General features: G+C 44.1%; 20 protein-coding genes. 4 read left to right on the top strand and 16 right to left on the bottom strand.

Going from position 1 to position 22,337, the window contains the following annotated elements; translation table 11 throughout:
* From glmU to mnmG, 14 genes are all read right to left on the bottom strand, one after another.
* Positions 1-1,398, bottom strand: a complete 1,398-nt coding sequence (gene glmU / locus DL796_RS04085; protein WP_110200244.1) for a bifunctional UDP-N-acetylglucosamine diphosphorylase/glucosamine-1-phosphate N-acetyltransferase GlmU — start codon at positions 1,396-1,398, stop codon at positions 1-3.
* Between the two features lie 236 nt (positions 1,399-1,634).
* Positions 1,635-2,060, bottom strand: a complete 426-nt coding sequence (locus DL796_RS04080; RefSeq protein ID WP_110200242.1) for a F0F1 ATP synthase subunit epsilon — start codon at positions 2,058-2,060, stop codon at positions 1,635-1,637.
* Between the two features lie 49 nt (positions 2,061-2,109).
* On the bottom strand, positions 2,110-3,486 hold the full coding sequence (gene atpD / locus DL796_RS04075; protein WP_110200240.1) for a F0F1 ATP synthase subunit beta: 1,377 nt from the start codon (positions 3,484-3,486) through the stop codon (positions 2,110-2,112).
* Positions 3,487-3,563: 77 nt separating this feature from the next.
* Complete coding sequence (gene atpG / locus DL796_RS04070) at positions 3,564-4,424, bottom strand: F0F1 ATP synthase subunit gamma (protein WP_110200238.1); 861 nt, start codon at positions 4,422-4,424, stop codon at positions 3,564-3,566.
* Between the two features lie 72 nt (positions 4,425-4,496).
* Positions 4,497-6,044, bottom strand: coding sequence for a F0F1 ATP synthase subunit alpha (atpA, locus tag DL796_RS04065; protein ID WP_110200236.1), 1,548 nt, complete (start codon positions 6,042-6,044; stop codon positions 4,497-4,499).
* A 12-nt stretch (positions 6,045-6,056) separates the two neighbouring features.
* A complete protein-coding gene (locus tag DL796_RS04060) occupies positions 6,057-6,593 on the bottom strand; it encodes a F0F1 ATP synthase subunit delta (protein ID WP_110200234.1) in 537 nt (178 codons plus the stop codon).
* Between the two features lie 9 nt (positions 6,594-6,602).
* On the bottom strand, positions 6,603-7,073 hold the full coding sequence (locus DL796_RS04055; protein WP_110200232.1) for a F0F1 ATP synthase subunit B: 471 nt from the start codon (positions 7,071-7,073) through the stop codon (positions 6,603-6,605).
* A 62-nt stretch (positions 7,074-7,135) separates the two neighbouring features.
* Positions 7,136-7,405: a F0F1 ATP synthase subunit C gene (atpE, locus tag DL796_RS04050; RefSeq protein WP_110200230.1), complete on the bottom strand. Its 270-nt coding sequence runs from the start codon at positions 7,403-7,405 to the stop codon at positions 7,136-7,138.
* 119 nt (positions 7,406-7,524) lie between these two features.
* Positions 7,525-8,400 (bottom strand): F0F1 ATP synthase subunit A, encoded by an 876-nt coding sequence (atpB, locus tag DL796_RS04045; protein ID WP_110200228.1) that lies wholly within the window; start codon positions 8,398-8,400, stop codon positions 7,525-7,527.
* A 69-nt stretch (positions 8,401-8,469) separates the two neighbouring features.
* Entirely contained in the window at positions 8,470-8,850 is a 381-nt protein-coding gene (locus tag DL796_RS04040) for an ATP synthase subunit I (protein WP_110200226.1), read from the bottom strand.
* A 140-nt stretch (positions 8,851-8,990) separates the two neighbouring features.
* Entirely contained in the window at positions 8,991-9,896 is a 906-nt protein-coding gene (locus DL796_RS04035) for a ParB/RepB/Spo0J family partition protein (protein ID WP_110200224.1), read from the bottom strand.
* Positions 9,897-9,925: 29 nt separating this feature from the next.
* Positions 9,926-10,696 (bottom strand): ParA family protein, encoded by a 771-nt coding sequence (locus tag DL796_RS04030; RefSeq protein WP_110200222.1) that lies wholly within the window; start codon positions 10,694-10,696, stop codon positions 9,926-9,928.
* 120 nt (positions 10,697-10,816) lie between these two features.
* Positions 10,817-11,461, bottom strand: a complete 645-nt coding sequence (gene rsmG, locus DL796_RS04025; RefSeq protein WP_110200220.1) for a 16S rRNA (guanine(527)-N(7))-methyltransferase RsmG — start codon at positions 11,459-11,461, stop codon at positions 10,817-10,819.
* Between the two features lie 320 nt (positions 11,462-11,781).
* Entirely contained in the window at positions 11,782-13,692 is a 1,911-nt protein-coding gene (mnmG, locus tag DL796_RS04020) for a tRNA uridine-5-carboxymethylaminomethyl(34) synthesis enzyme MnmG (protein ID WP_110200218.1), read from the bottom strand.
* 174 nt (positions 13,693-13,866) lie between these two features.
* Between mnmG and DL796_RS04015 the strand changes: the two genes are divergently transcribed.
* The 4 genes from DL796_RS04015 to DL796_RS04000 all read left to right on the top strand — a co-directional run bounded on the left by DL796_RS04015 (position 13,867) and on the right by DL796_RS04000 (position 19,729).
* Positions 13,867-14,580, top strand: a complete 714-nt coding sequence (locus DL796_RS04015) for a CPBP family intramembrane glutamic endopeptidase (protein WP_110200216.1) — start codon at positions 13,867-13,869, stop codon at positions 14,578-14,580.
* Positions 14,581-14,626: 46 nt separating this feature from the next.
* On the top strand, positions 14,627-15,931 hold the full coding sequence (locus DL796_RS04010; RefSeq protein ID WP_110200214.1) for a hypothetical protein: 1,305 nt from the start codon (positions 14,627-14,629) through the stop codon (positions 15,929-15,931).
* Positions 15,932-16,132: 201 nt separating this feature from the next.
* Positions 16,133-16,984: a KPN_02809 family neutral zinc metallopeptidase gene (gene ypfJ, locus DL796_RS04005; RefSeq protein ID WP_110200212.1), complete on the top strand. Its 852-nt coding sequence runs from the start codon at positions 16,133-16,135 to the stop codon at positions 16,982-16,984.
* Between the two features lie 165 nt (positions 16,985-17,149).
* Complete coding sequence (locus tag DL796_RS04000; RefSeq protein ID WP_110200210.1) at positions 17,150-19,729, top strand: EAL domain-containing protein; 2,580 nt, start codon at positions 17,150-17,152, stop codon at positions 19,727-19,729.
* 141 nt (positions 19,730-19,870) lie between these two features.
* On the opposite strand, the gene DL796_RS03995 is transcribed toward DL796_RS04000, so the two are convergent.
* A complete protein-coding gene (locus tag DL796_RS03995) occupies positions 19,871-20,605 on the bottom strand; it encodes a hypothetical protein (RefSeq protein WP_110200208.1) in 735 nt (244 codons plus the stop codon).
* A 357-nt stretch (positions 20,606-20,962) separates the two neighbouring features.
* Entirely contained in the window at positions 20,963-22,330 is a 1,368-nt protein-coding gene (gene mnmE, locus DL796_RS03990) for a tRNA uridine-5-carboxymethylaminomethyl(34) synthesis GTPase MnmE (RefSeq protein WP_110200206.1), read from the bottom strand.
* Positions 22,331-22,337: the final 7 nt, after the last annotated feature.

The following is a 22,337-nucleotide window of genomic DNA, read 5'->3' as shown; positions in this document are numbered from 1 at the left end:
TTATTCCTCGTTCTTTTTGCTTTTATTCGTGTTTTTTACTGGCCTTTGCCAACCCGAAATACTTTTTTGGGCTACACGACTTATACATAATTCTTCCGCCGCAACATCTTTGGTTACGGTAGTACCAGCTCCAACTGTGGCATTTTTACCAATTGTCACAGGAGCTACAAGTTGACTGTCTGAACCAATAAAAGCACCATCTTCTATGGTGGTTACAAACTTGTTAGCGCCATCATAGTTACAGGTAATCACACCGGCTCCAACATTAACTCCTTCACCAATATTAGCGTCGCCAAGATAGGTCAGGTGACTGGCTTTGCTACCTTTGCCGAGCGTTGTTTTCTTGGTTTCAACAAAGTTGCCTATAAACGCTTCGTCTTCTAGAAGGGTGCCAGGCCTTATTCTAGCAAAAGGACCTACTTGGCAACTCTTGCCGATAGTTGCGCCTTCTACCATGCTGTTTGGCTTAACTGTGGTGTGCGCACCGATCGTACAGTCGCTTAAAATAACGTTGGCACCAATTGTCGCACCGCTTTCGATAGTGACATTACCTTCTATAATCACATTAACATCAATCAAGACATCGCTAGCACAGTTAAGTTCACCGCGAATGTCTAATCGAGCTGGATCAATTAGGGTTACGCCTTGCTCTAATAGAGCTTGCGCCTTAGCTTCTTGGTAGCGTCTTTCAAGTTGTGCTAATTGAACGCGACTATTAACACCCTCTACTTCTATCGCTGATTCTGGATGACAAGCGACAACACCGCTCGCTTCTAAGGCTGATTCAGCCGCCATAGCAATACAGTCTGTTAAGTAATACTCCCCCTGGGCATTATTATTGTCGATGTTAGACAACCATTCTTTTAGCTGCCCACCGTTTGCACAAAGGATACCTGTATTCACTTCATTAACTTTAAGCTGTTCATCGTTAGCATCTTTTTGTTCAACAATTGCAACCACGTTATCTTCACTGTCTCGGATAATGCGGCCATAGCCGATAGGATCATCAAGCTTTACAGTCAATAAACCTATACCGTTTTCTGGTTGCGCCTGTGTTAGTGCTTTTAATGTCTCGCCCTTAATCAATGGAACATCGCCATACAGTACTAATACTTGGTCTTTGTCGTCGATCACTGGTAACGCTTGATCTACGGCGTGACCGGTACCTAGCTGCTGTGCTTGCTCCACAATTGTTACCGGTATTTCTTTTAGTTGCTTTTCGACTTGCTCGATACCATGGCCAGCCACAACAACAATTTTGTGAGGTTGTAACTCCTGGGCTGTACTTATCACATGCTCCAACATAGAGCGGCCAGCAATAGGGTGCAATACTTTAGGTAGGTTAGAGCGCATGCGAGTTCCTTTTCCCGCAGCTAAAATGACTACACTGAGTGCCATAATTATTCTAATTCGTTGAAGTTAAGCGCTTATTTTAACACTTAGTGTTTCTTTTTGCTTTCTTTGCCTATCAAATTTCGCAACACTTCGCTTTTTTTACATTTGAACTGTTTTTGTTGTTTTAATAAATAAACAGTACGAACTCTTAAGCATTTCCAGTTTAATTTATACTTCTTATAGCTAATAAAAAAGGTGGCCTAAGCCACCTTTTTTAAATCACTCTGCATTAAAAAGAATTACTTACCAGCTTTCTTTTTAATGGCACGTAATGTGCGTAACTGAGCAACCGCTTCTGCTAATTCAGCAGCAGCTTTTGAGTACTCAATTTCAGAACTTTGATCAGCCAAAGCTTCACGCGCATCTTTTTCTGCTTCTAAAGCTTTCGCTTCGTCGACATCTTCCGCACGTACCGCTGTATCAGCCAAAACCGTTACCATGTGTGGTTGAACTTCTAACATTCCACCTGAAACGAAGAACAGTTCAACCTCTCCACCTGGCAAAGTTACTTTAACTGGGCCTGGGTTTAGGGACGTTAGCAGGGGAGCGTGGCCAGGCTCAATACCTAGCTCACCCAAATCACCTGTCGCAACTAAACGCTCTACAATTCCCGAGAAAATTGAGCTTTCTGCGCTAACGATATCCAAATGTACAGTCATTGCCATTGGGTCTCCCCCCTCTTAACAATTAGTCTTTACAATTAAGCAGGGCTGGTTAAAGGTTTTTCGCTTTCTCAACCGCTTCTTCGATCGAGCCAACCATGTAGAACGCTTGCTCAGGCAGGTGATCATACTCACCGTTAAGAATGCCTTTAAAGCCAGAAATAGTATCTTTCAATGATACATATTTACCAGGAGCACCAGTAAATACTTCTGCTACGAAGAATGGCTGTGATAAGAAACGCTGGATTTTACGCGCACGAGATACAGTTTGCTTATCTTCTTCAGAAAGCTCATCCATACCAAGAATCGCGATAATATCTTTAAGCTCTTTATAACGCTGCAATACACCTTGAACACCACGTGCTACGTCATAATGCTCGTTACCGATTACTAATGGATCAAGCTGACGTGAAGTTGAGTCAAGTGGGTCAACCGCAGGGTAAATACCTAGCTCGGCGATCTGACGAGAAAGTACAACCGTTGCATCTAAGTGTGCGAACGTCGTTGCTGGAGATGGGTCAGTTAAGTCATCCGCAGGTACGTATACCGCCTGAATCGAAGTAATCGAACCAGTCTTAGTTGAAGTAATACGCTCCTGTAGAACACCCATTTCTTCAGCTAGAGTAGGCTGGTAACCTACCGCTGATGGCATACGACCTAGTAGTGCCGATACCTCAGTACCTGCTAGTGTATAACGATAGATGTTATCAACGAACAATAGTACGTCACGACCTTCATCACGGAATTTTTCCGCCATCGTCAAACCAGTCAAAGCAACACGCAGACGGTTACCCGGTGGTTCGTTCATCTGACCGTATACTAGTGATACTTTGTCGATTACGTTAGAGTCAGTCATTTCGTGGTAGAAGTCGTTACCCTCACGAGTACGCTCACCAACACCAGCGAATACTGAGAAACCTGAGTGCTCAATCGCGATGTTACGGATAAGTTCCATCATGTTTACGGTTTTACCTACACCAGCACCACCGAACAGACCAACTTTACCACCCTTCGCAAATGGGCAAACCAAGTCAATAACTTTAATACCTGTCTCAAGAAGTTCGTTAGCTGGTGCTAACTCTTCAATTGAAGGCGCTTTACGGTGAATAGACATACGCTCTTTCTCACCGATAGGGCCTTTTTCGTCGATTGGGTTACCAAGCACGTCCATGATACGGCCTAGGGTTTCAGTACCCACAGGAACCTGGATTGGCGCGCCAGTATTAGTTGTTTCAAGCCCACGACGTAAACCATCTGAAGCTCCCATCGCGATACAACGTACAACACCGTCACCTAACTGTTGCTGAACTTCTAAAGTTAAGCCAGTATCGGTTACTGTAAGTGCATCATAAACTTTAGGAACACTATCACGCGGGAACTCAACGTCGATAACCGCGCCGATAATTTCTACAATGTTACCTGTGCTCATATTGATTTCCTCAATCTTAAGCTTCTAAAAACTTATCTTTCTATTTTACGCAAACGTATTCACGCAAAAGCAATGGATTAAACCGCAGCTGCACCAGCACTAATTTCAGCCAATTCTTGAGTAATGGCTGCCTGACGTGCTTTGTTGTAAACAAGCTCAAGGTCATCAATAAGATCACCCGCGTTATCCGAAGCAGCTTTCATCGCTACCATTCGTGCGGCTTGCTCACAGGCGATGTTTTCAACAACTGCCTGATAAACTTGTGACTCAATAAAGCGAACCATCAATTTGTCCAGTAGCGGCTTTGCTTCTGGCTCATATAGATAATCCCAATGGTGACGCAATTCATCATCTTGTCCTACTGGAAGAGGCAATAACTGCTCAACTTTAGGCTCTTGCGTCATCGAGTTCACAAACTCGTTAGTTACGATAAATAAACGATCGATGCGACCTTCATCGTAGGCTTTCAACATCACTTTTACTGCGCCAATTAGATCTTCAACTTCAGGTGTATCACCTAAACCTGATGTCTTAGCAACAACTGAACCACCGACTCTTTTAAAGAAACCAGTAGCCTTGCTGCCGATTAGACACATATCAACTTCGATGTCTTGATCAGACCATTCTTTCATGCTGTTTAGGGCTTTTTTAAACAAGTTAATGTTTAAGCCACCACATAAACCGCGATCCGTTGATATTACGATATAACCCACACGTCTGACGTCACGCTCAGTAATGTATGCGTGGTGATACTCTGGAGTACCCTGCGCAATATGCTTAATTACTGTACGGATTTTGTCAGCGTAAGGACGTGATGATGCCATACGATCTTGCGCTTTACGCATTTTACTTGCTGCAACCATTTCCATCGCAGAAGTAATTTTTTGCGTATTCTTAATCGATCCAATTTTTGTACGAATCTCTTTAGCGCCTGACATACTCTATTTCCAGTCTAAAATTAGTGTTTGGTAAGTAGCAAAGGGCGCATAGAGCACCCTTCATTACAATTCTTACCAAGTTTGCGTAGACTTAAACTTAGTTACAGCTTCTTCAAGCTTAGCTTTGACTTCGTCGTTGTAATCACATTTTTCATTGATTTCATTCAACAAGTCGCTTTGCTGATTCTTGAAGTAGTCTAGCAATGCATCTTCAAAGTCACCGATTTTGTTGATTTCAACATCTTTCAAATGACCCTCTTCAGCGGCGTATAAAGATACAGCCATCTCAGCTACTGATAACGGAGCATATTGCTTCTGCTTCATTAACTCAGTAACACGCTGACCGTGCTCTAGCTGTGCGCGCGTTGCGTCATCAAGGTCAGATGCAAACTGTGCGAAAGCCGCAAGTTCACGATACTGAGCCAATGCTAGACGAACACCACCACCAAGCTTCTTAATTATCTTAGTCTGTGCCGCACCACCTACACGCGATACCGATAGACCCGCGTTTACCGCAGGACGGATACCAGCGTTGAACAAGTCAGTTTCTAGGAAAATCTGACCGTCAGTAATCGAAATTACGTTAGTTGGTACGAAAGCAGATACGTCACCCGCTTGAGTTTCGATGATTGGTAATGCAGTTAATGAACCTGTTTTACCTTTAACTTCACCGTTTGTAATCTTTTCTACGTGATCCGCATTTACTCGTGCTGCACGCTCTAGTAAGCGCGAGTGCAAGTAGAATACGTCACCAGGATATGCTTCACGACCTGGAGGACGACGAAGTAGCAATGAAATCTGACGATATGCCCAAGCTTGCTTAGTTAAATCATCATATACGATTAAGCTATCTTCACCGCGGTCACGGAAGTATTCACCCATCGAACAACCTGAGAAAGGAGCGATGAACTGCAATGCAGCTGCATCAGCGGCTGTTGCTGCTACCACGATAGTGTGGTCCATAGCGCCGTGCTCTTCTAGCTTGCGAACGATGTTGTTTACTGTTGATGCTTTTTGGCCAACCGCTACGTATACACAAGTAACGCCTGTGCCTTTTTGGTTGATAATAGCATCTACTGCGATTGCTGTTTTACCAGTCTGACGGTCACCAATAATCAACTCACGCTGACCACGACCTACTGGAATCATCGCATCGATAGATTTCATACCAGTTTGTACTGGCTGGTCAACCGATTGACGTGCGATTACACCAGGTGCAATCTTCTCGATTGGAGAGAAACCGTCATTTTCAATTGGACCTTTACCATCGATAGGGTTACCTAGGGCGTCAACAACACGACCTAACAAACCACGACCAACAGGAACTTCTAGAATACGACCCGTACATTTAGCAGTCATACCTTCGACGATGTCTGTGTAGTCACCAAGTACTACCGCACCGACAGAGTCACGTTCTAGGTTCAAAGCCATACCATATTTACCGCCAGGGAGTTCAATCATCTCACCAGCCATGACTTCTTCTAGACCATGAATTCGTAAAATACCGTCAGATACACTAACGATTGTACCTTCATTACGAGCCTCGCTCACAACTTCAAAAGAGTCGATACGCTTTTTGATCAGCTCGCTAATTTCAGATGGATTCAGTTGCACACTCATGCTTCTTCCTCACTAAGCTCTTAGCGTTTCGGAAAGCTTGTTGAGCTTACCGCGTATTGATCCGTCAATAACCATGTCTCCGGCTCTGATAACCAGTCCACCAATCATTGAAGAATCTACTTGTGTTTCAATGTTAACCTTACGACCAAGTTTTGTCGTCAACTTGTCTGTTAGTCGCTGCAATTGATCGTCGCTTAACGCCATCGCTGATGTAACTTCTACATCAACAGTTTTATCGTAATTCGCTTTTAATACGTCGAAACGCTGGCGAATCGCTGGCAATGCTTCTAAGCGATTGTTTCTTGCAAGCAGTTTAATAAAGTTTTGTACTTTATCGACTAAGTGGCCTTCACCAATTTTTAACACCACATCACCTTTCTGTTCAGAAGAAAGGGCAGGGTTAGTAATTAATGCTGCAACTTTGTCATTGCTAACGGCTTGAGCGACAAAATCTAACATGCTTGCCCACTCAGACACAGTCTGAGAACCAAGAGCATATTCGAATGCTGCTTTTGCGTATGGTCTTGCAATAGTAGATAGCTCTGCCATAGTTAACCCTTATAAATCTTCGACTAGCTTATCGAACATGTCATTGTTCGCTGCTTCGTCGATGTTACGCTCGATAACTTTCTCAGCACCAGCAACTGCAAGAGTCGCTACTTTAGAGCGTAGCTGTTCACGCGCACGGTTAACTTCTTGCTCGATTTCAGCTTGTGCACCAGACTTAATTTTGTCTGCTTCGGCACGCGCATCATCTTTCGCAGAATCAACGATCTCAGTGTGACGCTTTTTCGCAGAATCTACTAACTCAGCAGATTGGCTCTTTGCTTCACGTAAAATCTCAGCTGCTTTTTCTTGAGCAAGCTCTAGGTCTTTTTGACTTCTTTCTGAAGCAGCAAGACCTTCGGCAATTTTATTCTGACGTTCTTCGATGGCGCCCATAATGTAGGGCCACACGAACTTCATGCAGAACCACACGAAGACCGCGAAGAAAATCATGTTGATAATTAGGGTCAAGTTTACATTCACTTTGATTCCCCCTCTCTAGTAGTTAGTCATGGTTTTGGTATAAATACCAGCGTGCAAACTTATTAACCTGCTACTAAAGTCTGCAATTGACCAACGTATGGGCTTGCGAATGTGAACCACATGCCGATACCGATACCGATCATGGTTACCGCATCCAGAAGACCAGCAACTAGGAACATTTTAGTTTGTAGCATAGGAGCTAACTCAGGTTGACGAGCTGAAGCTTCTAGGAATTTACCACCTAGTAGACCGAAGCCAATCGCAGTACCTAAAGCACCAAGACCTAATACTAACAACACACCTAATGCTGTGAACGCGAACAAAGTTTCCATTGTTTTCCTCCAATCGAGAAATGGTTAAATGTTAAAAACTAAAAATAAAAAAACTAAACTTTAAAACTTAAAACTCTTTACTAAACGGGGTCTCAATTTCAGCTATCAAAGACTTCCGATTAGTGATCTTCATGCGCCTGACTTAAGTAAACAATCGTCAACATCATGAAGATGAATGCTTGTAGCGGAATTACTAGGATGTGGAAAATTGCCCAACCCATGTAACTGATAAAGCCACCCACAAAGCCACCGATACCAGTCGACATCAAGATCGCGATCAAGATGAATAGCAGCTCGGCTGCATACAAGTTTCCGAATAAACGTAGACCTAGTGAAATCGGTTTAGCGATTAGACCAATAGTTTCCATCAACAAGTTAACTGGGATTAGTAGCACCTGCACGAACTTGTTCTTACTTGAGAACGGGTGCAAGGTGAGTTCACCGACGAAGCCACCAATGCCTTTCACTTTAACGCTGTAGAAAAGGATTAGTAAGAACACGCCTATCGATAAGCTGAATGTGATATTGACGTCAGCTGTCGGCAAGAATTTTAAGTATGAGGTATGAGGCTCGTTGCCTAATACATGAACGTTAGTCTGTTCAGCGACCCAAGGCAGAAGATCTACAGGGATCCAGTCCATCATGTTCATCAGGATAACCCACATAAAAATGGTTAACGCTAATGGTGCAATTAATGGGTTTTTGCCGTGGAAGGTATCTTTAACGGATTTGTCTACAAACTCGACAATCATTTCTACGATTGACTGCCATTTGCCTGGGTTTTCTATTTTTGCGTTTTTAGCGACACGCCAGAAGCTAAAGCAAAATAGGGCACCTAGTAGGAATGCAAAAAGTAAGCTATCGACGTTGATTGCCCAAAAACCGGCGTCTTGACACTGGTTCCACACCCAACCTTGATCAGTTTTACACACTTGCAGGTTTTGCAAGTGGTGCTTGATATAACCAACGCTATCTAGATTTTCTGAAGATGCCATTGCTTCTTAAACCCTATACTTTTTAATCAAGTAAAACGCTTTACTTTGTACCTCAAGTAAAGCGTCCCTTCAATCACTTTTAATAATTAACGGTGCAAACCACTGTGATAGCACTATGATTGAATATCCAATCAGTAGTGGGGCGCCTTCCACCGGTAATACTATAAATGCCAATGCCATTAACGCTGCAGCCAACATTAATTTTAAGCTTTCGCCTAAATTTAGTGCTTTTTTTATATCTAGTGCCGCTTGCGCGCCAGCTTTGCGAAATACGATTGTGGCAAAAATAAAGTTCACCACAACTACAATTAGACTTCCAACCCCTAGAGAAAGGCTGACCGTTCCTGAGATCATCAAGCCAATCAGGAACAAGATAAAACTGATGATTAGCTGCACGAGAACCATTTTATAAGCCTGCATACGGCCTTTCCGAGCTAATGATTGACTCATGCCATTTATACCAGTTTCACCACAATTCGGGCGGCAAGTATAAAGATTTACCCGCCTTTTATCAACCAAACGACTATCACAAAGCTGTTTTTTTTTTCGACAATAGTCAATAACTTAGACCAACACCCATACCTTGTGTTTTAGTCTGACTCAATACCCAAATGTTGTAATATACCGTCCAACTCATCCAAGCTATGGTAATTTATCACCAAATTGCCTTTACCTTTGGCGCCATGATTGATGGCAACCGTTGCACCAATTTTATCGGCCAGCTGTTGCTCAAGGCTCACGATATGGTGATCTTTAGCTTCTTTTTTGGGTTTTGGTTTCGGATCGTTAATATTGCGGATAAGCTTTTCCGTTTCACGAACGGTTAACCCTTTCTGCACCACGGTTTTCGCAGTTTCAGCTTGTTTCTCGCCCTCAAGAGCAAGCAGAGCTCTGGCATGACCCATTTCGAGGTCACCACGCTCCAGTAACGTCTTACAGGCCTCCGTCAGCTGCATTAGACGCAGTAAATTAGTCACTGTAGTACGACTTTTACCCACCGCGTCTGCGGTTTGCTGGTGCGACAAGTTAAATTCTTCCTTCAGGCGATGTAGCGCATTGGCCTCTTCCATCGCGTTTAAATCTTCACGTTGGATATTTTCGATCAGCGCCATCGCTATGGCGGCTTCATCGGGAACTTCTTTAATGATTACAGGAACTTGGTGTAATTCAGCTCGCTGTGCAGCACGCCAGCGACGTTCTCCCGCAATGATTTCGTATTTTTCTTTTGCGATAGGGCGCACAACGATCGGCTGAATCATACCCTGGGCGCGGATCGAGTCGGTTAACTCTTCGAGACCTTCCTCGGTCATGACTCGGCGTGGCTGATATTGGCCAGGTTGTAAAAACTCAATCGGCATCTCTTTTAAAACGCCGTCTTGGTTTAAAAGAGATTCTGAGTCAGCGTTTGAACCTACTTCTTTCGATGGAGCCTTTGATTTACTGGTGCTGTTACCCAGTAATGCATCCAATCCTTTGCCCAAACCACGTTTACTCATGAGATATCCTCTATACTTGAATTCTTTGCTTATGCTGCGTTTCGACGCTTAATGATTTCGCCTGCCAATGCTAGATAGGCTTTTGAACCGCTGGAGCTGCGATCATAGAACAATACTGGCACGCCATGGCTCGGCGCTTCCGCTAGTCGTACATTTCTTGGAATAACGGTGCGGTAAACTTTGTCCGAAAAGTGACTAAAGAGCTGTCTTGACACTTCTAAGGATAATCGGTTGCGCGGATCATACATGGTGCGCAAAATGCCTTCGATAACTAAGTCTTGGTTAACGTGCTCTTGCACCTGACGAATGGTGTTCAACAGCGCCGACAACCCCTCTAAGGCATAATATTCACACTGCATCGGAATGATCACTGAGTTAGAGGCTACCAACGAGTTCAAGGTCAGCATATTCAGCGAAGGCGGGCAGTCGATTAAAATATAATCGTATAAATCATCAACCAATTGTAATGCTTGCTTTAGGCGCTTTTCTTTATCGTTAAACTCGAGCAGATGGACCTCAGCAGCCGTTAAATCACCGTTCGACGGCAACACATCATAGCCAGCCACATCAGAACTGACGATATGGCTCTTTATTTCTTCCGGCTCCATCAGAGAGTCGTAGGTCGACAACTCTAATTCGGACTTTTCGATGCCCGAGCCCATGGTGGCGTTACCTTGAGGGTCCATATCAATCATCAGCACACGTTGCTTTTCTTGAACCAACGAAGCCGCAAGATTCACACTGGTGGTCGTTTTGCCAACGCCGCCTTTCTGATTGGTAATGGCGATAATATAAGCCACAAGTCACCTCAAGTTGTTGTTATTTCAGGGTCATAATAAGAGCTGGTAAATTTATTATTAATAACTTTTGATGTCCAGCGAGACTCGTCGATTGTGCTGGCTGTTTTTACAAAAGCTCTGTCACCCTGCTTTTTGTAGATAAATAAAATACCGTGTTGCGTCCAAATTGGGAACCTTTACTTGCTTGGAATCGACTAATTTTAGCGATTCGTCTAATTCCTCAATCTCTTCCTGCGGATATAACCCCTTCATTGCCAACCATTGTCCCTCTGGCGCGATAAGGTGTTGTGTCCAATCCGTCATATCTTTTAAGGACGCAAAAGCTCGCGAAAGTATGCAAGCATACCCTGATTCATGGTTGAAGTCTTGCACCCGTTTGTTGACCACAGTGACATTCTCAAGGCCTAATTCATACACCACTTGCTTTAAAAAGCGTGTTTTTTTGCTATTAGTATCGAGCAGAGTAAATGACTTTTCTGGGTTAAGTATCGCCAATGGAATACCCGGTAAACCGCCACCTGTACCCACATCGAGACAGCTATCAAACTCCGCAACCGCCGGCGATACCACCACAGAATCCAACAGATGAAGGTATAAACCCTCCTTCGGATCACGAATTGCGGTCAGGTTAAATGCCTTGTTCCACTTTAGCAGCGACGACAAATAGGTTAGTAATTGCTCACTCTGCTCATCAGTTACCGTGATTCCAAGCTTTTCACACTCTTGGTTAAATTCTGGTTGAAGTTGTTTTAATTGAGGGTTCACACTTTTCTCTTTTGTTAAATCATTGCCGTCATTGCGAGGCTTCTTAGAAGCCGCGGCAATCTCTTGATAGTTTGTATCCCTTTAAAAAGGTCTTAATAAGTTATTACCCTTTTCTTTGACGCCCAAAGAAAAGGGCGAAAAGAAAGGGCGCCCCAAACATTAGGCCTAAAGGCTACCTTCTCTCTTTAAAATTATCACGAGCCGTCAAACTCGACATCCTGTCTCGTTTTGACTGAATTAGGCTATCCCTGCCTAATTCGCTCTATAATTTTAATTCGCTCAGCTAATGTTTACGGGGTTATTTTCCGTAACCTGTTACTTTAAGCTGACTTCAAATGCTTACGTTTCTTCAAATACACCAACAACAATGAAATGGCGGCTGGTGTGACGCCTGAAATACGGCTGGCTTGGCCAATGGTTTCAGGTTTTAGGTTTTGCAGTTTCTGCGCCACTTCGTTGGATAAGCCTTTGACCTGGGTGTAATCAATATCGCTTGGTAATTCAGTATGCTCATTGCGCAAATTACGTTCGATCTCGTCTTTTTGTCGCTCGATATAACCTGAGTACTTGGTTTGGATCTGAACTTGATCGGCAACTTTGACGTCCTCGACCTTTGGCCCTAGCTCTGGCTGAGACATCAATAAATCATAACTCACATCAGGGCGGCGCAGTAGTTCTTGCGCTTTATATGCACGACTGAGCGGCTTTTCTAGCACTTTATTAAGCTCTGTAGCAGCCTCGCTTTCAGGGGTGATCACCAGTTTCGAGATACGCTTTAATTCGCTATCAATCGCGTCACGCTTCTGATTAAAAGCAACCCAGCGTGCTTCGTTGACCAACCCTAATTGGCGACCACGCTCGGTCAAACGCAAATCAGCATTATCTTCGCGCAGGATCAGTCGATATTCGGCGCGCGAGGTAAACATGCGGTAAGGCTCTTGCGTACCACGAGTAATTAAGTCGTCTATCAATACGCCGATATAAGCTTCGTCGCGACGTGGCGACCAGCTTTCTTTGCCTTGAACTTGAAGCGCTGCATTCATACCCGCAATCAAGCCTTGTGCGCCAGCTTCTTCATAGCCTGTGGTGCCGTTAATTTGTCCGGCAAAGTATAAGCCTTGAATAAACTTTGTTTCCAAAGAGGCTTTTAAGTCACGCGGATCGAAGAAATCATACTCGATGGCATAGCCTGGGCGTGTGATATGCGCATTTTCAAAGCCTTTGATCGAGCGAACCAAATTCATTTGCACGTCAAACGGTAAACTGGTGGAAATACCGTTAGGGTATAACTCATGGGTGTTAAGGCCTTCCGGCTCAACAAAGATCTGGTGACTGTTTTTATCGCTAAAGCGCATCACCTTGTCTTCAATCGATGGGCAGTAACGTGGGCCAATACCTTCAATTTCGCCGGAGTACATTGGTGAGCGATCGAGTCCACCACGAATAATCTCGTGAGTCTTTTCGCTAGTATGCGTAATCCAACAAGGCACTTGCTCAGGATGTTGCGACACGTCCCCCATGAAAGAGAAGGTCGGAACAGGGTTATCACCTGGTTGTTGCTCAAGCTGTGTAAAATCGACAGATTTAGCGTCAATGCGTGGCGGCGTACCTGTTTTTAGGCGATCGACGCGGAAGGGCAGTTCACGCAAACGATCGGCCAGCGCCACTGATGGCGGATCGCCAGCGCGACCACCTGAGTGGTTTTGTAGTCCGATATGAATCTTACCGCCTAAGAAAGTACCGACGGTTAAGACCACAGCTTCAGCATAAAAATCTAAGCCCATTTGGGTTTTTACGCCGACGACTTTTTGATCCGCTAAGCCAGCACCCGATTCATTTTCTACAATTAAATCAACCACCGCATTTTGGAAAATATCCAAGTTTTCTTGGTTTTCCAGGGTTTCACGGATAGCCGCTTTATACAGCGCGCGATCAGCCTGAGCTCGAGTAGCACGAACCGCAGGGCCCTTGCTGGCATTAAGCGTACGAAATTGAATACCCGCGCGATCGATAGCTTGCGCCATAGCACCGCCTAGTGCATCGATTTCTTTGACCAAATGACCTTTTCCGATGCCACCAATCGCTGGGTTACAAGACATTTGCCCCAAAGTATCAATATTATGCGTCAATAACAGCGTCTTTACGCCCATGCGCGCAGAGGCTAAAGCAGCTTCTGTTCCCGCATGGCCGCCGCCGATAATAATGACTGAATAATTTTCTGGATAACGCATAAATCGAACTCTTACTTAAATAAATTCACAAACAAAGAAGGCTATTGTAAACCCTCTAAGGATAGGGGGCGAGATCATACTCTGATTTGTATAACTTTTGAACAGCTTTTGACTATCTTTTCTTGTCTGTTAACCTTAAAATCAATGCTTTAGGGAATTTAATAACGATATCTAGTGATAAAAGATAAAAAACAGCCTAATAACAGTAATGTCCACGTGATTTATAGCCTTTGGCTTGCGCTTGCAACCTTACTTCTACTATCGCTAACCACCAGTTTGGCGTTATTCCTGGTTGAAACCTTAAACTCCGACGTCGCTAGCGACAACGCTGGACAACCATCTGGCTTAACCCTGATCGTAGCCCTCATTATATCCATCTTATTTTCTTATGGGTTATTGCTATTTTTAACCAAAGAATACCTTTATAAAGTAGTCCGAGAACTGTTTTCCACCTCTATAAAATGGTTCTTGGTTTCTTTACTTATCGGATTTGCTGTGGCCGTTGTAACTCTACAGCTAAGCCAGCTTTACCCTCCCGAAATCGGTCGCAGCAGCACTTTCGAATTAATTAAGAACGGCGGTTTTTACGCCCAAGCCCTGTTGATAATAGGAACCGTGGTGTTAGCCCCTTTATTCGAAGAGTATCTTTTTCGTGGTCTGATTTATGATGCTATGCGCGCTCGGTTTGGTGTATATTTGGCAATATTCCTATCCGCAGTTGTATTTATGGCTTTTCACCTACTAGAATATTATAACTACTGGGTAGGATTAACTGCTATTTTTGTATTGGGGGTATTTATTGCGGCCATCCGTGAGCGCAGTGGTTCTATCCTTAACCCCATTATATGCCACGCCAGTTATAACCTCAGTATTCTGATGTTGGTATAATTTATTTAAAGCGAACGATTGTTGACACTATAAGAAGGAGTGGCTGGTGAAATTTTTTACACGACTAGTGATCATTATTTTGATATTGGCAGGGATGGCCTACGGTTATATTTGGTATAAGAACAAACAGATGATCGACGATGCATTTTCGATGATAAAAATGCAAACCTCGGCCAGTTATGACTCCACCTACGTAAGCTTAGACGGAAAATCGGTCACTACAGGCATCGAAATCACCATGCCAGGGACTGCCCAAAAGATTACCGTAAAAGAGTTTCGTTTTGGCACAGGTAGTTTGCTCGACTCCTTTAAAATGGTGCGCGGTATCGAAACGGGGCAATATTTCGGTACAGCTGATACTGTAAGCGCTGAATTGGTTCAGTTACAGTTCCCATTAACGTCTAGCATGGACTCTTCGTCTGACTTTAAAACCGAGCCTGATATCTTCACTCAGATCACCTTAGCCGGCTGTGATAATAAGGATAACCTTGAGGTGAGTGATTTGATCGACATGGGTTATAAGCAAGTGACCCTCGATTTTTCAACCGAGTTCAGTTACGACAAGCATATCAACCAAGCAAACTGGAATATGTATTTAAATGCTGGTGACTTAGGTAGTTTTAACATCGACTTTTTACTCGATCAGATCAATCCAAACGCCCTAGTCCAAAACCCTAAACTAAAGTCCATTACCATGGAAAGTTTAAACCCGGTTTTCACGGAGCGTCTGTTTGAACACTGTGCAAAGCTCGAAGGATTAGAGCTAGAGCAGTATTATTCGCGTCACATGGACTATCTGCGCCACGTGCTTTACAACAACAATTTACACTTTAGCGACGAGTTTTACAGCAGTTACCAAGAGTACATCCGTCAGCCACGCAGCATTCGACTCGATACCTTCCCATCTGAATCTATTAACACTATGGATATGATGGGAATGTCGCCTCAACGCTTAGTTCATGCGTTAAGTTTGCGAGTTTTCCTAAACGATAAACGCGTTAGCCAGTTGTTCGGAAATCCACCTTCGCGCTCTGAGCTACCGCCGCTGGATACAGTGGTTGAGGTTGAGGACGATAATTTGACACTTGTGCAAGGGTTGACCCTTCAACAAACCGAGCCAAGTAATTTAGGCTCTTATATTGGTTACGATGCGCGCTTCAGTTACCGCGGCAAAGAATATAGAGGTCGCATAAACTCTGTAAGCGGCTCCACGGTTAGAATTAATACTACTATTTCTTCGGGTAATTACCTCGAAATGCCGTTTAGAATTAACGAGATCAAAAACTTGCAAGTGCGTCGCGAAGTTCAGTCTGAAGCTGTCAAACGCGCCGAACTTGAGTCCAAAGAATAACGATTGGTTCCATCTAAAAAAAGCCATAAAGGGTTCACACATCCTTTTATGGCTTTTTTAGTACCCTTTACCAATTAACCTATTCCAACCGGTCTACCTTTAACATCCTTTTGTAATATTGCTTCATAAATAGCATATAAACTTGCCTTATTTTCTCTATTTCGTCTATTCTTAAGCCACCTGTATAAAAAAGGAATTCATATGAAGTGGAGAAATCGTAGACGCAGTAGCAACGTTGATGATCGTCGCGGGCAACGCATGAAGTCCGGCGCTAAGCTCAGTGTTGGTGGCATTATCATGGCGCTAATTGCTATTTTTGTCTTTAAGCAAGATCCGATGCAGGTAGTATCTGGTGTTATTGGCGGGCAATCTACGAGCTCGACACAGCAAAGTAACTATCAAGCTTCAGCCGAAGAGCAGGAAATCTATGATTTCGTTAGCGTCGTGTTAGCGGATACCGAAGATACATGGAGCGCTCTTTTTAAACAATCAAACTCCAATTATCCAGAGCCAATTTTAGTTATTTATCGCGATAGAACGCCTACCGCTTGTGGCACAGGACAAGCTGCATCAGGGCCTTTTTATTGTCCCGCCGATAAAAAAATCTATCTCGACTTAAGTTTTTTGGGTGAGTTACAGCGCATGGGAGCGAGCGGTGATTTCGCTGTAGCTTATGTTCTAGCGCATGAAGTTGGTCACCATATTCAAACCGTAACCGGTATTTCCAGTAAAGTTCGCCAAGCACAGCGCCAGACAAACAAAGTCGGGCAGAATGCGCTACAAGTAAAAATGGAGTTGCAGGCTGACTGCCTAGCTGGTGTTTGGGCAAATCATACACAGAAGCGCACTCAGTTTTTGGAATCAGGGGATTTAGAAGAAGCACTCTCCGCCGCGGAAGCTGTTGGTGATGACACCATAATGAAACGCGCTGGTGTGCCACCACGTCGCGAAAACTTCACACATGGCTCAGCTCAAGAGCGCATGGATTGGTTTAATCGTGGCGCTAATACTGGTAGTTTCGCGAGCTGCGATACATTTCAAGGCTCTATCTAGTTACCACCTATAATAAGCTCTCTAAATACTGGCGCCATAGGACAGGCGATACTAACGACTTAAGGTAACTTTGCTAGCCTATCAATTTAATATAAATTGTTGATAATAGGTTTATAAAAGCATAAGTTATAAGAAGCAACGGATTGGTAGCATGGAGTTATTTACTTGACGAACAGACTGTCGCATCTAGAGGCACAGCAGGCCATTCTTGAAAAAATTGCCCTGCAGCAACCTTTGCCTGAAACTCTAAACACCATCGCTAAGTGGGTAGGGCGGATGCTACCGGATGCGCTAATTTCCATCATGCGTTTTGATCCAAAATCCGAAACCTTAAGTCTGGTTCCTAGTAACTACTTCTCCCCTAAATACGTCTCTTTGATGCAGGACCAACCGGTTGGCCCGAATATTGGTACCTGTGGAAGCGCGGCTTTTCACAAGCAGCTGGTTATTACTGAAGATATTCATCAAGACCCGAATTGGGAACCATTCCTTGAAGCTGCAGCTCAAGAAAATCTTAGAGCCTGCTGGTCTTTACCTATCACTAGCGGAGATTCTGAGTTACTCGGTACCTTTGCGACTTACTATCGAACTCCAACCCGCCCCTCAGAAGATGATATCTACAACATAGAATGTGCCGCAAGCTTGGTAGCCCTTGCGTTACTGCGCCACCGCGATATCAGCACACATACAGCCCTCTCCGAGTGGCACCGCGCTTTATTCGAGAATCACCCCGAAGCTGTATTTACCTTTGACCTTGAGGGAGTTTTTCAAAGCTGTAATCCAGCTGTCGAAAGAATCAGTGGTTATCAAGCAGAACAACTGACAGGGATTCATTTTAATGAGGTTGTAGCACCTGAACATAAAAAAGTGACCCAGTTTTACTTTGACAGGGCCTGTGCCGGGGAGTCTTATACCTACGAGGCAACCGCCATACATGCAGAAGGTTATCCCTATCATTTGGAAATTACTAATTTCCCGGTAATCATTGACGATAAGATAGTCGGAGTTTACGGCGTTTGCCGAGAAATCACTGACCAAAAAAAGCAAAATGAAGAGCTTAAGCTACTTAAGCGAAGTATCGAATCAAGCCCAAGCGGCTTCCTTTTGGCTGATGCACAATCTCCTGATTTACCAGTTGTCTACGCCAATCCGGCATTTACAGCCATGACCGGTTATCAACAGGATGAAATTATTGGTCGTAATTGCCGTGTTTTGCAAGGGCCTAACACCGATCCCGCCACTATAAAAAAAATCCGCGACGGCATCAAAGCTCACACTGATGTGAATGTCGTCCTGCTTAATTATCGCAAGGATGGCCAACCATTTTGGAATCAACTACGAATCAGTCCTGTTTTTGACGGCCAAGGTAACTGCAGCCATTTTACCGGTAGCCTGCAAGATATTACTTGGCAAAAGGAACAAGAAGAAAAGATAAATTATCAGACAAAACACGACCTTCTTACCGACTTGCCGAACCAAAGTGTGTTCGTAGAGCAACTGTTTGAACTGCTTGAGCATGCCACAGCGGATCAGCTTGTTGTGGTGCTCAGCCTAAACCTTGATGGCTTCAAACCCATCAATGACGATCTCGGTCTTAAGGTTGGTGACGAGGTTTTAAAAACTATTGCCAAGCGCTTGAACTCTGTCGTTCCCGCTGAAGCTTTAATCGCACGCCTAGTCGGTGATGAGTTCGGCATTCTTTGGAGTACTTGCGAGAGTAAGTCGAAAATAATGCAGCTGGCTGATCGGATTCTTGAAAGCTTATCCCAACCGATAACAGTGATGGATAATAATATTCAGCTCAGCACCAGTATTGGTATTGCTACGAATAAAGTTTCAGTTGATGTCCCCTACGAGCTTATGCAGCACGCCGATGAGGCTCTTCAACAAGCTAAACGCCAAGGACGCAACACCTGGCAATGGTATCAAGATATTTCAAAAACTACCGCAAAACTGCAAAGTGTCACTTTGCGCCATGATCTGCACCACGCTTTGAACGAAGACCAGCTAGAGCTTTATTACCAGCCTCAAGTGGATGCCGTTACTGGCCACATAACCAGTGTTGAAGCCCTGGTTCGTTGGAACCACCCGATCCGTGGATTTGTATCGCCTATAGAGTTTATTCCTTTAGCTGAGCAGACAGGGTTGATCGTCCCTCTCGGTCGCTGGGTACTCAGACAAGCCTGCAAGGAGATTGTTCGTTTCAATGCAGATAGAGAACAACCGCTTCCAGTCGCAGTTAATATTTCCTCATTACAATTTCGTCGAGATGGCTTCTTAGAAGAAGTACAGCAAGCCCTAGCTGAAACTGGCTTGCCGCCACAGTTACTCGAGCTTGAGATAACAGAAAGCGTATTACTCGATGGCTCTTGGCAGGTCATAGAACTATTGGAAGACTTAAAGAAAATGGGGGTACAAGTGGCGCTGGATGATTTTGGCACAGGATACTCGAGCCTCAGTTATTTACGCGACCTACCAACTCACAAAGTTAAACTGGATCGTAGCTTTATTAAAGATATAGGTAACGACCACCGTATCGCAGCAATCGTTCAGGGCATAATAACTATGGCTCATCACATGGATATGTGCGTTGTAGCCGAAGGTATCGAAACGACGGCGCAGTTAAAGGACCTAAGCCGCTATCAATGTGATTTGTTGCAGGGCTTTTACTTTGCTCGCCCTATGCCTCTAGACACCTTGCTCAGTTTACCTAAAACGCTTCCGGAAACGAAGGAGTCTTCCTAGTTTTCTCTTCATGACAGTACTGCTGTGCCTGCGTTTGTTATGGTTTATCTATAGAGAGTAGTAACTTTATACATTTAAACATCTGGAACTCCCTTTGTGCCATAACGCCTAAAGAACCGGCGGTGAAACCGTCCGGTTGCTTTACTTGTTAGATTTTCTTGCGGCACGCGCTGACTCCCTACTTTTTATTAGGCCATTTTCATATTTCGAATAATCTTTAGTTACTAGATTGGTTCGAACTTGAAATAACTTTTTGAAGTGACTCTCAAAATCACGTTCGAACGTAGCGGGACTCACCACAAGGTCATGAATTGCGTCTGCAAGATGACCAATTAGTGCCAGTTTGAATTGCAACGATTGATAATTTTCTTTGTTTATTAACTGGTATTTATCTGGCTCAACAGCAGTCTCATCACTGTTAAATGGGTATACCCATTGACCGTGAGCAAGTTTATTTCTGATTTCTATAATTACTCTTAGCTCATTTGATAAAACATCATGAAGCGCACCTCTTCTGGCCGCATGTGCTACGCCTAAAGAGCGCTCATCAAGTGGGGCTTTAGTTATTTTGTGATGTTTCCGAAAGGCTAAGTCTATCGTTTCTTTCCACTGATCGAGTTGAGATGACTGATCTGTTATTTGCTTTCTTTCTGCTTCGTTGAAACCAAACTCCTCATGAAGGAGTTTTCTTAACCTCGTTTCAGCCCAAGCGCCGATCAAAAATGAGTAAAGGCGCAGTAGCGATCTTAAGCTCTGTTGAGGGTCTCTTGAGGCTATTTCTGACTTGGCCATTCGGCCGGTATGGCTTATAGCCAGCTCTAATTCTCGTAAATTAGCAACGTGCTGACTATATATTTTAGAAGGATTTCTAGGCATTTTGAATTACCACCGTTAAAGCCCACTCAATGAATAGGCTTTAACGGTGAGGATTCGAACCTCACAAATACTCTCCTTGCGGAGTGTGTTTTCCCTTACACCATCGTTCAGAAGCAATTTTATATAACCTCTATCCAAATTGGAATAGCTATCTACGATAGCTAACATTTTATTATACGAATTCGTCCATAACACCTTATTGTTACTACTCTTTTTTTGCAAGTGTCGACTTTTTGGTTATTTCGGGGATTAGCGGACTCCAAGACCGCTATATCTGGTATATTGCAGACAAGGTCGGTAGCTTTCCCTACCAGTTTCCACCGCTTTTTCTAAATAATATTCTGTATTGGTAAGCGCTTACTTGCCAATACAGAAACTACTAAAGATTCTTCCAAGCAAATCGTCGGCGGTAAATTCACCGGTAATTTCTGATAAGGAGTTTTGTGCCTGACGCAATTCGTCCGCTAGCAGTTCGCCCGCATTAAAATCGATCAGTTGCTCTTTTCCTTGATAACAAAAGGCTAGCGCGCGCTCGATAGCGTCGAGGTGACGGCGGCGGGCAAGGAAGGCGCCTTCGGTGTTCTGTTGGTATCCGACAATTTGTTTTAATTCGGCTTTAAGCTGCTCTATACCTGTTCCGTCTTTAGCGCTAATCGCAATGGTTTTATAGTCTGAGTCTAGGGTTTTGGTATCGAGCTGCGACACATCGATTTTATTGGCGACGATTAATAGCTTGTCTTTAAACGGCTCGAAGCGCTCGAAGGCCGGATCGATGGCATGGGGTGTAAACTCTTGAGTTTCACTCGAATCAGCGACTAAGATAATTTGATCCGCTTGCTCAATTTCTTTCCAAGCTCGCTCTATCCCTATCTGCTCGACTTTGTCATCGGATTCGCGCAACCCAGCTGTGTCAATAATATGGATTGGCAGTCCATCGATGTGAATGTGTTCTCTTAAAACGTCTCGCGTCGTTCCCGGTATGTCGGTAACGATGGCGGAGTCTTTGCCTGCTAACGCATTGAGCAAGCTCGATTTACCTGCGTTTGGCTTACCCGCGATTACTACGGTCATACCTTCGCGTAAAATCGACCCTTGCTGCGCCTGACTTTGCAGTTTTGTAATGTCTTCGATGATGTTATTCAGATCTGCCAGTACTTTGCCGTCTGATAAGAAATCGATTTCTTCTTCAGGGAAATCGATCGCTGCTTCAACATATATCCTAAGATGAATTAACTCTTCAACTAAACCGTGCACTTTTTGCGAAAACTCGCCTTGAAGCGAACGAACCGCTGAACGGGCGGCATGCTCCGAGGTGGATTCAATCAAGTCGGCGATGGCTTCGGCCTGAGCTAAGTCGAGCTTATCATTTAAAAAAGCTCGCTCCGAAAATTCACCGGGGCGCGCCAAGCGAACTCCGAGATTGAGCACTTCTTTAAGTAACAGGTCTAAAATCACAGGGCCACCATGACCTTGCAGTTCTAATACATCTTCTCCGGTAAAGGAGTTGGGCGCCTTGAATAATATGGCGATACCTTCATCAAGAACATCATCATTCCGATCGATGAAGGGGAGGTAGGTAGCTTCACGTACCTTTAGTGATTTGCGAACTATTTTTTCTGCAACAACTTCGGCGAGCTTGCCTGAAACCCTTATAATGCCAACGCCTCCGCGACCGGGAGGCGTTGCTATTGCTGCGATAGTGTCTTGTGTACTATTGGTTGACACTCTAGAT

The organism is Kangiella spongicola (genome assembly GCF_003194565.2).
Taxonomy (GTDB): Bacteria; Pseudomonadota; Gammaproteobacteria; order Enterobacterales; family Kangiellaceae; genus Kangiella; species Kangiella spongicola.
Note: the sequence above shows the minus strand (reverse complement) of the source record. Positions and strands in the feature narration are given on the sequence as shown.

Bases quoted from the DNA above. Each gene is read 5' to 3' on its own strand.
- glmU (WP_110200244.1), bottom strand. From the start codon at position 1,398: ATGGCACTCAGTGTAGTCATTTTAGCTGCGGGAAAAGGAACTCGCATG.
- DL796_RS04080 (WP_110200242.1), bottom strand. From the start codon at position 2,060: ATGGCAATGACTGTACATTTGGATATCGTTAGCGCAGAAAGCTCAATT.
- atpD (WP_110200240.1), bottom strand. From the start codon at position 3,486: ATGAGCACAGGTAACATTGTAGAAATTATCGGCGCGGTTATCGACGTT.
- atpG (WP_110200238.1), bottom strand. From the start codon at position 4,424: ATGTCAGGCGCTAAAGAGATTCGTACAAAAATTGGATCGATTAAGAAT.
- atpA (WP_110200236.1), bottom strand. From the start codon at position 6,044: ATGAGTGTGCAACTGAATCCATCTGAAATTAGCGAGCTGATCAAAAAG.
- DL796_RS04060 (WP_110200234.1), bottom strand. From the start codon at position 6,593: ATGGCAGAGCTATCTACTATTGCAAGACCATACGCAAAAGCAGCATTC.
- atpE (WP_110200230.1), bottom strand. From the start codon at position 7,405: ATGGAAACTTTGTTCGCGTTCACAGCATTAGGTGTGTTGTTAGTATTA.
- atpB (WP_110200228.1), bottom strand. From the start codon at position 8,400: ATGGCATCTTCAGAAAATCTAGATAGCGTTGGTTATATCAAGCACCAC.
- DL796_RS04040 (WP_110200226.1), bottom strand. From the start codon at position 8,850: ATGAGTCAATCATTAGCTCGGAAAGGCCGTATGCAGGCTTATAAAATG.
- DL796_RS04035 (WP_110200224.1), bottom strand. From the start codon at position 9,896: ATGAGTAAACGTGGTTTGGGCAAAGGATTGGATGCATTACTGGGTAAC.
- mnmG (WP_110200218.1), bottom strand. From the start codon at position 13,692: ATGCGTTATCCAGAAAATTATTCAGTCATTATTATCGGCGGCGGCCAT.
- ypfJ (WP_110200212.1), top strand. From the start codon at position 16,133: ATGAAGTGGAGAAATCGTAGACGCAGTAGCAACGTTGATGATCGTCGC.
- DL796_RS03995 (WP_110200208.1), bottom strand. From the start codon at position 20,605: ATGCCTAGAAATCCTTCTAAAATATATAGTCAGCACGTTGCTAATTTA.